Below are 10381 nucleotides of genomic sequence, written 5' to 3' on the forward strand. Positions count from 1 at the left end.
CGAACCCCAAAAAGCGACCCAAATCGTCCTACACACGATTTCAGTACGCACAACCGCGCGACTGCTACCAAATCGATGCCACAGAAGTGGTTCTCGCAGGAGGCCCGAAAGCAACGGTCTTCGAAGTCCTCGACGACTGCACCCGCACCCTGGTCGCCACACTCGTCGCCGACGCCGAGACAGCCAAGGCTGCTGTCGCCGCAATCAACACAGCATTCGACGACTACGGAACCCCGGCAATGGTGTTGTCCGACAACGGAACCGCTTTCACAGCCAAACGCACCAAGGGGGCGCAGTCGCAGTTCACCCGCTTCGTCACCGAATCCGGTGCACGGCTGATCCACTCGAGTCCGTATCACCCGCAAACCAACGGCAAAGTCGAGCGACACCACCGCACCTTCAAGCAATGGCTCGACCATCAACCACGCCGCCCCGCCACCCACTCCGCCCTGCAAAAAGCGTGCGACCGCTACCAGAAGTTCTACAACACCGAACGTCGCCACAGTGCGGTGAACATGCCTCCAGCGCAGGCATGGGCCAACGCGGCGACGCTCGGAGGACCCGAACATCTACCGCGTCAGCTCGATGCCACCATCGGACACCACAGCGTCTCCGATTCCGGTGTCATCAGTGTCGGCCACTCATCGGTCTCGGTCGGGCGAGCCCACGCAGGCTTGAAAGTCACAGTGCTGCGCAACGGCGACCACGTCACCGTCTTCCACATCACCGGCGATGTTCTAGGACACCTACACCTCGACCGCGACAAGCGATACCAAGGACAACTCCACGCCCCCGCCGCCTAGAATCGACTCTCACATCTATGTAGACATCGTGTCTCACATCTATGTAGACAGCACATGCAGCAGGGACCAACCATCCGCGCACGGGTGGCGCAGCCGCCCTCCCACGTAAACCGGGGAGTAACTTGGTATTTCGTTCGAATGAACGCAAGTCGTCCGATGAGGCGGTTGTCGGTGGGTGGCCTTACTATCTCCCTGGTTAGTTCACTTGCAATCCGGGGGACACACAGATCATGCGGATCACGGTTTTCGGCACGGGCTATCTCGGTGCAACCCATGCGGCGTGCATGGCCGAGCTGGGGCACGAGGTTCTGGGTGTCGACGTCGATCCCGCCAAGCTCGCCAAGCTCGAAGCCGGTGAGGTCCCCTTCTACGAGCCCGGTCTCGAAGAGGTGCTCCAGCGCAACATTGCCGCGGGCCGGCTGCGCTTCACGTCGTCGTACGAGGAAGCCGCGAAGTTCGCCGACGTCCACTTCCTCGGTGTGGGCACGCCCCAGAAGAAGGGCGAGTACGCCGCCGACATGGTGTACGTCGACTCCGTCGTCGAAACCCTCGCTCCGCTGCTGACCAAGCCTGCCGTGATCTTCGGTAAGTCGACGGTTCCCGTCGGCACCGCGTCTCGCCTGGGTGCGCGGGCTCGTGAGCTCTCGCCCGCGGGTGACGACGTCGAGGTGGCGTGGAACCCCGAGTTCCTCCGCGAAGGCTTTGCCGTCAAGGACACGCTGCACCCCGATCGTCTGGTGCTCGGCGTCGACCGTGACCGTCCCGGCCGCGCAGAGGCTCTGGCTCGTGAGGTCTATGCGCAGCTGCTCGACGAGCAGATCCCGTTCCTCGTCACCGATCTCGCGACGGCGGAGCTGGTCAAGGCGTCGGCCAATGCATTTCTGGCCACGAAGATTTCGTTCATCAACGCCATCGCCGAGGTCTGCGAAGCGTCTGGAGCGGACGTCAAGATACTGGCCGACGCCATCGGTCACGACGAGCGCATCGGCCGCAAGTTCCTCAATGCAGGCATCGGCTTCGGCGGTGGCTGCCTCCCCAAGGACATCCGCGCGTTCATGGCTCGCGCCGGTGAGCTCGGTGCCGACCAGGCGCTGACGTTCCTCCGCGAGGTCGACAACATCAACATGCGACGACGCACCCGCATGGTCGAGTTGGCGCGTGAAGCCTGCGGATCGCTCCTCGGCGCTCGCGTCGCCGTGCTCGGTGCCGCTTTCAAGCCCGATTCCGACGACGTCCGCGATTCGCCGGCCTTGAATGTCGCCGGCCAGATCCAGCTTCAGGGCGCAGCGGTCAACGTGTACGACCCGAAGGCCATGGACAACTCTCGTGCGCTCTTCCCGACGCTCGGCTACAGCAGCTCGGCGCTCGACGCCTGTGAGGGTGCCGACGTCGTGCTCGTCCTGACGGAGTGGAAAGAGTTCAAGGCTTTGACGCCTGCCGATCTCGACGGCGTGGTCCGGGCGAAAGTCCTGATCGACGGCCGAAATTGCCTCGATCCGCAGCAATGGCGCGACGCCGGCTGGACGTACCGCGGGCTCGGTCGTCCGTGACCTGAAGAAAACCAGCGTGCCCGACGGCGAAAACTAATGTCGTTCAGTTGAACGAACCAATTGCGTCTCCGTTTGGATAGTGTCCTCACGACCCGGCAGAATGATCGTCGATCGAGCATCAATCGGTTCAAAGGATTGTTTCGTGATGGATGGCGCCTGCCGTCGTCCGAAATGCTCGTCGTCAGAAGTTTTTACGTTGTTAACAATCACGACAACGGGGTTGTGATTGTGAATCGATGTCACAGAAACGCTGTGTCGCAGCATGATTCGGCAGTTACTCGAAAGTCGATGCTGGCTGTAACGCTGCGGAGACGTGCAGCGATGCTTGGTCTGGTCGGGAATTACTCTCATTGTGTCTGCAGGGCTACCTGCGGGTGTGATACACCAGGAATGGTTACGTGATCGTCCTGTGATGTAACCCACTTGGCAGAGTTCTAAACCTGACTGCGTGCGAAAATTTGAAAGCTCGAACAGCGGGCAACAGTGACCGGTTTTCTTCACGTCAGTGCAGATGTGAGTGGAGAAGGTTCGCTCAGAACCCATCGGACCGTCGGCCACAAGCTGTCGGAGCATCGTAAGGAGGGGGAGTCGGTGGCAACACTGGGATCGGTGCAGCAGGCTCCGCAGGGGGTATCTCCGGCAAGGCAGGCGTGGCGCGTTCGTCGTCTCACGTCTCGGCGCGTGTGGGAACACCAGTACGTCGACCGGTTGAGGGTCACGGACGTTCTGGTCGTCGTCACCGCGGTCGCGCTCGCTCAGCTCATTCGTTTCGGCGAGGCGCAAGCAGGTCAGTCCACGGCGTTCTACGCGTACACGGGGGTGTCGCTCGCACTGGCTGGTTTGTGGATCGCGTTCCTCGCGATCTTCCGTACGCGTTCGCCGCGTGTCATCGGTAACGGCGCGGAGGAGTACCGCCGCATCGTGTCGGCGACGTTCCGCTTGTTCGGCGTCATCGCCATTCTGTCGCTTCTGTTCAAGATCGACATCGCGCGGCTCTATCTGGCTATCGCACTGCCGATCGGTTTGCTCGGCCTGCTGCTGACTCGGTGGGTGTGGCGTAAGAGCGTTGCGGGCCAGCGCAAGAAGGGCCAGTACCAGACGTCGGTCCTCATCGTCGGTAGTCGCAAGGCCGCTGTGGCGATGGCCAAGCAGTTCGAACGTTCTCCGTCGGCCGGTTACAGCGTGGTCGGCATGTGCCTGCCGCGTTACGAAGTGCACGGCGCCGATGATGCAGTGACCGTCGACGGTTACGAGATACCTGTCCTCGGCGACGAACACACCGTGACCGAGGCAATCGAGGCGTCGGGTGCCGATACCGTGGCTGTGACCGCGACCGAGCACCTGGGCCACAAGGGCATTCGCAAGATGGTGTGGGACCTCGAGAAGAAGAACGTCGATCTGGTCGTGGCGCCCGGTGTGGTCGACGTGGCCGGTCCGCGCCTGGTCATGCGTCCCGTTGCCGGCTTCCCGCTGATTCACGTGGAGAAGCCGCAGTACAACGGTGCGACGCGGTTCAGCAAGACGGCTTTCGACTTCGTCTTCGCGGCAACGGTTCTCCTTCTGATCTCTCCGATCCTGCTGGTGGTGGCTGCGGCTGTGAAGCTGACGAGCCGTGGTCCGGTGTTCTACAAGTCGGAGCGCATGGGCATCGACGGTAAGCCGTTCCCGATGATCAAGTTCCGCAGCATGGTGCAGGACGCGGACAAGCAGGTCGACAAGCTGCTCGCTCAGAACGAGAGCGAGGGCGGCGTGCTGTTCAAGATGCGTGAGGATCCGCGGGTCACGAAGGTCGGCAAGTTCATGCGCCGGTACAGCATCGACGAGCTGCCGCAGTTCTTCAACGTGCTGCGCCGCGAGATGAGCGTGGTCGGCCCGCGTCCGCCGTTGCGTCGCGAGGTGGAGACCTACGACGGAGATGTTCGACGCCGTCTTCTGGTCAAGCCGGGCATCACTGGTCTCTGGCAGGTTAGTGGTCGAAGCGACCTGTCGTGGGAAGAGACTGTGCGCCTTGATCTCTCGTACGTGGAGAACTGGTCGATGGTTGGGGACATTCTTATCATCGCCAAGACCGTGAAGGCTGTCGCGGGAAGCGACGGGGCTTACTAAATACAGCGCCCAATGGGCCGAACCATTTCAAAACACCGCGCGTTCCGTCTGGTTGGGCGGCCGAATAGACTTGAGAAGAATGAATGTAATCGTATTTAGCTCCGTCCGATGGAACTTCATGTGGCAGCGGCACCATGCAATCGCGACTACCCTGGCTTCAGCCGGGCACAAAGTTGTCTTCGTCGAACCGCACCCCAGGGGTGTCAAGCATGTCGCCAACTGGCTGGCTTCAAAAGCGAAGAAACGTATCAGGCGCACAAAGCAGGGCCCGGGTATGTCGCATAAGGTGCCTAACGGCATCGAAATAATAAGTTGGAGCCCGTTCCAGTTCGTCAGACAGCTTATTAATCTCAGTTCACCTAGAACTCAGTCAAGAAGTGGCGATTTGTTAGTTGTCGCGTACCTCCCGTCGATGACGACACGGCGCGCGATCGAAAGATTGTCGCCAGACTTTTTGATCTACGATTCAGTACTCGATTGGTCCGCAGTTCCAAAGTCATTTTTTCCTCCCGCGGATTTCAGTTCATTTGAGAAATGGGTAAGCCGGCTTGCTCGTTCTAATCAGGCCCTGATTACGACTGATTCAGCGGTTGTAGCCGGCAGGTACTTGGTTGAAAAGACCGAGTGTCATGTTGTGTACCCAGCGGCGGATGAAGAGTTCAGAACGTTTCCGGCGACTAGTGGCAATCGCGCAGGCATAGAGCGCGATGTGCTTGGCTATTTCGGGTCTGTCCGCTACGACGAAATCGATGTCGAGAAGATTAACGAACTAGCAATGTCTTATGAGGTGCGAATTGCCGGCGAGTTGGACGATGAGGCGACACGGAAGCTTTCCTCAGAAGTAGCTTTTCTAGGGCCCATGGAGCTTCCGGACCTTGTTCGCCAGATCGCTTTATGGGATGGCATTATCCTCCCGTATAGGGAGTCTGCGCGGTCTAAGACGCTTATGCCCGCGAAAATTTGGAATGCAGTTGCGACGGGGCTACCCCTGTACGCGTCCCACCTGACGGTTCCACCGGAACTGGTTCATCACTTCGAAGACATAGCGACGCTGCATTCCTCTGACGCGAGCAGGGTCAACGGTAAAGGGACGAAACCGCTTCGTGACGTGCCGACCTGGGAAATGCGTGTCGGGGGAATGCTGAACCTGCTGGAAGATCGAGGTAGATATGGGCATAAGTGACGAGAATGTCATGGTTGGTGGAATCGGTGTGTTGGACGCTCGCGCCGATAGCGTCGTCAGGAAGATAGCATGTAGCAGCACCCAACAAAGAATGGTGGTCGCGTATGCCCTTCATATAGGCGGTCTCAATGTGCGCAAGAATTCTGACTATTCGGCCGCAATGCGAAACGGGGATATTGTCTATGCCGACGGGAAAAGTGTAGAATGGCTAGCCAAAATCGGTGGTGCGCGTCGAATTGAGCGCGCCGCAACGACGGATATTGGTATTCCAGTTTTGAATGAGATCGCGCATCGTATCGGACGTCGTGTGCGAGTCGCTCTGATCGGGGGGCCAGCGGGGCTCGCAGAAGCAGCCGGCGCTGCACTTGAAGAAACAGGTGCGGTCCAGGCAGTTTACGCATGTCACGGCTATGAACTGGTTGATGCCATTGTGTGCGACGATCTGAGGGCGGCCGGTCCAGACGTGGTCTTGGTTGGGCTGGGAATGCCGTACGAGGCCATATGGGTCGACCGTAACCGAGGCGAGCTACCGGAGTGCTTGATTTTGACTGTTGGAGGTTGGTTCGGTTTCCTGACAGGTCGCGAGTCACGAGCACCGCGGGCTTTGCAAGTATTGGGCCTCGAATGGATGCACCGAATGATTCTCAGCCGCGGCCGACTGACCAATCGATATTTGACTGGCGTAGGAACTTTTGCAAGCGTCGCCTTAGCCCAACTGCGCAAGGATTCACCGCAGTGAGCCCGAGGATGCTGAGCGTGCTACAGGAGCGGGCCGCCCTGAGCTGTAGCGACAAGCAGTGGATCGTAATCCGTCGAACGCTTTACAGCTACCCATTGATTTGGCTACTAGGATTTGGCGGACTGTACTGGCCTATTCTGTTGGTTGTATGCCTTTTGAATGTTCGGTTCGTGAGTGGCGAAAAAATTCGACATATAAGCCTTCTTTTTATCGTTGGCGCTCTGGCTTTCTCGTCTATAGTAGGCTCCGTTCAATTCGGTTTTAATCCCAACAGGATTTTGGGGTTGTTGGGAAACATCTCCGTATGGCTATGCATGCTGATTTTGCTTAATATACCCCGGCAAAAAACGGATCTGAAAGTTGTTCTAGCCAAACTCCTGGTGGTCGTAGCAATATTTCAAGCTGTGCTCACAGCTGCGGCGGAGTTGATTTACCCGGCTCGGTTACCGTTCCCCCTGCTGCAGGTCGTCGCTTCGTCGATGCCAAGCGGTGTCGCAGCATTCGCGTACAACAAGCTTTACTATTACGACTGGTTAGGAGGTGCTGCCTTCAGAAGTGCAGGAACAATGGCCAACCCGACTTGGGCCGGGGCTGTAGCCGCAGCAGCAATGTTTGCCTGTATTTTCGTAATCAAGCTGAGTGTTAAATGGAGGCTGCTCGCTCTAGCCGGTTTTGTTTCCGCTTTGTATTCAATTGACATGTCTCTGAGTCGATCAGTTATGTACGCCGTTGCTGGAGCGGTTGCCATCTGTATTGTGGAAAACGTACGCCATCGTCAACCCATGTTTGGACTTTGGTTGTGGACGGCGTGCGTAACCGCTGGTGTTCTCATGGTCACGCTCTGGTACCAAGCCATCCTCCTGTGGATTGAATCGGTGAACGGTGAGCGTGCTGGATCGGCGCAGAGCCGTGGCGAGATATATTCGCGTACCCTGTCATATATCGAAGATCTACCTATTCCATTACTGGGGTTTGGAGTCAAACCCCAGGAGGAGAACTTAGCTGCAAGTATTGCAAGTCATTCCACATACTTGGGTCTGATTTTTCGATGTGGGCTAATCGGACTGACGGCGTTTATACTATTTCTGGCGGCTGGACTGCGCTCTGCACTAGTGCGGCGAGACGCCCTGGGGTTCGGTGTACTGTCGTTCGTGGCTATTTGGTGCATACTTGAAGACTTCGACGGCGGACACCTACTGCCTCTCGCTGCGGTAATGGCACTGCTCTCAGTAGTGGCCCGACCCAGGCCATCGGGTTCGCAAGACTCCTTCGAATCGACGACGGCTGAAATTAATTGAGTCATCGAATAATAGGTGTACAGTTTTACCTCGGTCTTGCGGTGTCACTGCTATTGGGGCTGTGGAAAACTAAGGTAATCGCAGCCGGCCTTGGCGTCGACGCGTCGGGTCTGGTCGGCCAGGTGTCCTTGGTCACGGGCTTCGGGGCTGTGATCGCGTTTTTTGGTCTGTGGGCCACGGCGGCTAGGTCAATTTTCCAGAACTTTCGTAATGATAATCCCGAGACCGCGCGGTCTGTCGCAACCTTGTTTTATGTCGTAGCAATTGCTTTGACCGCGACGGTCATCTTCATTATTCTGGGCGGAACTTGGTTGCTCGACATTTTGGGCATAAATTTTCTAGTAGGTGGCTCGCTGGGGCTTGCCGGATTGGTCGCTTCGTCTGCATTGTACAGTTTTGCGACCGTGTGGTGGCGCGCACGAGGTGAATCTAGTCGATTTCTTGTGTGGACAATCTCGGGTGCCACGATCTCACTCGTTGTAACCCTACTTGCAGCTCGCATAGATGATTTGGATCTCGCTGTGATCGCCCTTGGCGTGGGGTTCGCTTTACCCGCACTTATGTGGCTCGTCTTGGACGTAGGGCCTTTCATTTATCGAAACTTTCACGTATTGGGGTTCCGCAGACAGGCCGTATTTACTGATTTTAAAGTAGGCTCAATTGGAGTCCTTCTCCAGCTGAGCAAAATGGGCTCCGACATAGGGTCTCGTGCCATCGTAACCGCCAGTCTTGGATTTGTTGCAAATGGTCTTGTCCAACCGTACTTTCTATATGCGACAGTATTTTTGCCGCAGTTCATTGCTATTCTGCAAACTCAGCTAATACAGGCGTTGGCCTTAGCGGATGGCAGAGAGTTGGCGGATAAGATAATTTTGCGAATTGTAGCGGTTTTAGTTTTCTTTGCAATGGCTCTGTCTTTAACGTCTCATTTGTTTGTCGACTTGTTTTTCTCTCCCGCTTTTCGCGATGGCGCTGGTGTGCTCGCGATGGGTTCGTGGGCTGAGGTTACTCGGTGGTTGGGCATGGTGCTTGCGGCGGTATTGATCGCCGGTAAGAGGGCGTCAGTTGTTGCTATCGCCGCACCCGTGTGTGCGGTGATTCGTATTTTCACGGTTGAGTTGACTGAGGGATTTTTGGACATCTACGCTGTTGCTCTCAGCGGAGCTGTTGAGGGCCTCGTGTTCTCAGCCGCTTGCACGATCGCGGCTCGGCGTTTCGGTTACCTTCATGCGCGCGCGTCGGTCGCGCTTATTGGTACATCTGGACTGATGTTTTTGATGGCACTACTTGTCGGAGTGATTTATGCGCATTGGTGAGCTTATACCGAGGCTTCAAGAGCAGTATGTAACCGCGATGGACTTCGCGTCCGAAGGGATCGAGGAGATTGCTTGGTTGGACTTTCCGGACTACTCGAATGTTGGGGATTCGGCGATCTGGTTAGGGCAGTTGACCTGGGCAAGGTCCCGTGGGAAGCGCACTAAATTCATCGTTCCTGAGCGCGCAATCACATCAAAGCTGTTAAGGCGGATCGCAAAGCGGGATGTTGTTCCGATTATTACCGGCGGAGGGAACCTTGGTGGCCTATACCCTACGCATGACGCTTCTAGAAGTCGAGTGTTTGAGGCGTTTACCGGCCGCTCAATTATACAGGCACCTCAGTCGGTTCATTTCACATCTAGAGTAATTGAGGATCAAATACTTGAGAAATTTTCTGCTCAGCCGGCGCTCACGGTGCTCGTCCGTGATGAATCAAGTTATGATAAACTTTCCGGCCTTGGGAAAGTGCAGCTCGTTCCGGACTCGGCACACATGCTAGGTGTACTGAATGTACCCGCCGCGATTCGGCCGTACTCGCTCCTTGTCCGTACTGATCAGGAATCGTCGGCGGGTATTGTTCCTGGTGGCGATCAGAATGACTGGCTTACAGAGCCAAATTTTGGCAGAAGAATCCGGCAGGTAATTGCCGCTAGTGCTGGTGTTAGTGGATTGACCTGGCCGATTCGCGGTCTCAATTATTCAAGGCATGCATCGAGACGTCTTGAGCGCGGCTTGGTGCAGATTGCTATGGGTGAGACAGTAGTCACTGATCGTCTTCATGCGATGATCCTGGGATTGCAATGCGGCCGGCGGGTAGTTGCGGTTGACAATGCTGTCAAGAAATTGTCACGCTACGCCTCGCTTTGGTATTCGGACTTAGACGGTGGAACGCTGCAGTTTGCTCCGGATGTAGCAACGGCCATCGATTTGGCGTCTGCATGAAGCTGCTGGTGTGACCAAGAGTAAGGATTTTTGTTACGCCGGTCACTATCTGACTCGCGCTGTAGTTTGAATCTTAATGTCCTTCGTTGTCCTGACCTTAATCTATTCAAATGAATGATTCTGCGCAGTCGTCTTGGTGCGGCATGATGCTTCGTTATGACGGACCAATCGATAACGAAGCCACAAATAGCCTGGGTCAATGCGGGGAAAGGGCTGTCGATCCTGCTGGTTGTGCTGTATCATGCAACTTCGCTGTTGGAAGAATCTGGGCAGCCGGTCGCGATCCTGTCTAGCGTGAATGACGTACTTGCGGGTCTGACGAGGCTCAGCGAACTTCAGCAGATGTGCTCGGCGAAATTCATCACCTGTGAGCGGTCTTCACTGTAGTGGTTGGCGGGTTCCTGTGGTGGCCTTGCGGAGCTTCTCCGATCGTGCGTTGTGGT

8 protein-coding genes are annotated in these 10381 nt (G+C 56.6%); all 8 read left to right on the plus strand.

Annotated elements, in window-relative coordinates; all coding sequences use genetic code 11:
* The coding region (locus tag HQ354_RS25300; RefSeq protein ID WP_222635898.1) for a DDE-type integrase/transposase/recombinase at positions 1-803 on the plus strand (803 nt) is incomplete at its 5' end.
* Between the two features lie 230 nt (positions 804-1033).
* Positions 1034-2353 carry a UDP-glucose/GDP-mannose dehydrogenase family protein gene (locus HQ354_RS25305; RefSeq protein WP_222635897.1) on the plus strand — a complete coding sequence of 440 codons (1320 nt, stop codon included), beginning with the start codon at positions 1034-1036 and terminating at the stop codon, positions 2351-2353.
* Between the two features lie 600 nt (positions 2354-2953).
* Positions 2954-4459: a sugar transferase gene (locus tag HQ354_RS25310; RefSeq protein ID WP_261769107.1), complete on the plus strand. Its 1506-nt coding sequence runs from the start codon at positions 2954-2956 to the stop codon at positions 4457-4459.
* A 412-nt stretch (positions 4460-4871) separates the two neighbouring features.
* Positions 4872-5642, plus strand: coding sequence for a hypothetical protein (locus HQ354_RS25315; protein ID WP_222635895.1), 771 nt, complete (start codon positions 4872-4874; stop codon positions 5640-5642).
* 10 nt (positions 5643-5652) lie between these two features.
* Complete coding sequence (locus HQ354_RS25320; RefSeq protein WP_222635894.1) at positions 5653-6381, plus strand: WecB/TagA/CpsF family glycosyltransferase; 729 nt, start codon at positions 5653-5655, stop codon at positions 6379-6381.
* A 170-nt stretch (positions 6382-6551) separates the two neighbouring features.
* Positions 6552-7679, plus strand: a complete 1128-nt coding sequence (locus HQ354_RS25975; protein WP_222635893.1) for an O-antigen ligase — start codon at positions 6552-6554, stop codon at positions 7677-7679.
* A 41-nt stretch (positions 7680-7720) separates the two neighbouring features.
* Positions 7721-8995 (plus strand): hypothetical protein, encoded by a 1275-nt coding sequence (locus HQ354_RS25330; RefSeq protein WP_222635892.1) that lies wholly within the window; start codon positions 7721-7723, stop codon positions 8993-8995.
* Positions 8996-9032: 37 nt separating this feature from the next.
* A complete protein-coding gene (locus HQ354_RS25335; protein WP_222635891.1) occupies positions 9033-9938 on the plus strand; it encodes a polysaccharide pyruvyl transferase family protein in 906 nt (301 codons plus the stop codon).
* Positions 9939-10381 lie beyond the last annotated feature (443 nt).

The organism is Rhodococcus sp. BP-261, assembly GCF_019835205.1.
Classification (GTDB): Bacteria; Actinomycetota; Actinomycetes; order Mycobacteriales; family Mycobacteriaceae; genus Rhodococcoides; species Rhodococcoides kyotonensis_B.

Bases quoted from the DNA above. Each gene is read 5' to 3' on its own strand.
- HQ354_RS25315 (WP_222635895.1), top strand. From the start codon at position 4,872: ATGACGACACGGCGCGCGATCGAAAGATTGTCGCCAGACTTTTTGATC.
- HQ354_RS25335 (WP_222635891.1), top strand. From the start codon at position 9,033: ATGGACTTCGCGTCCGAAGGGATCGAGGAGATTGCTTGGTTGGACTTT.
- HQ354_RS25305 (WP_222635897.1), top strand. From the start codon at position 1,034: ATGCGGATCACGGTTTTCGGCACGGGCTATCTCGGTGCAACCCATGCG.
- HQ354_RS25320 (WP_222635894.1), top strand. From the start codon at position 5,653: ATGGTTGGTGGAATCGGTGTGTTGGACGCTCGCGCCGATAGCGTCGTC.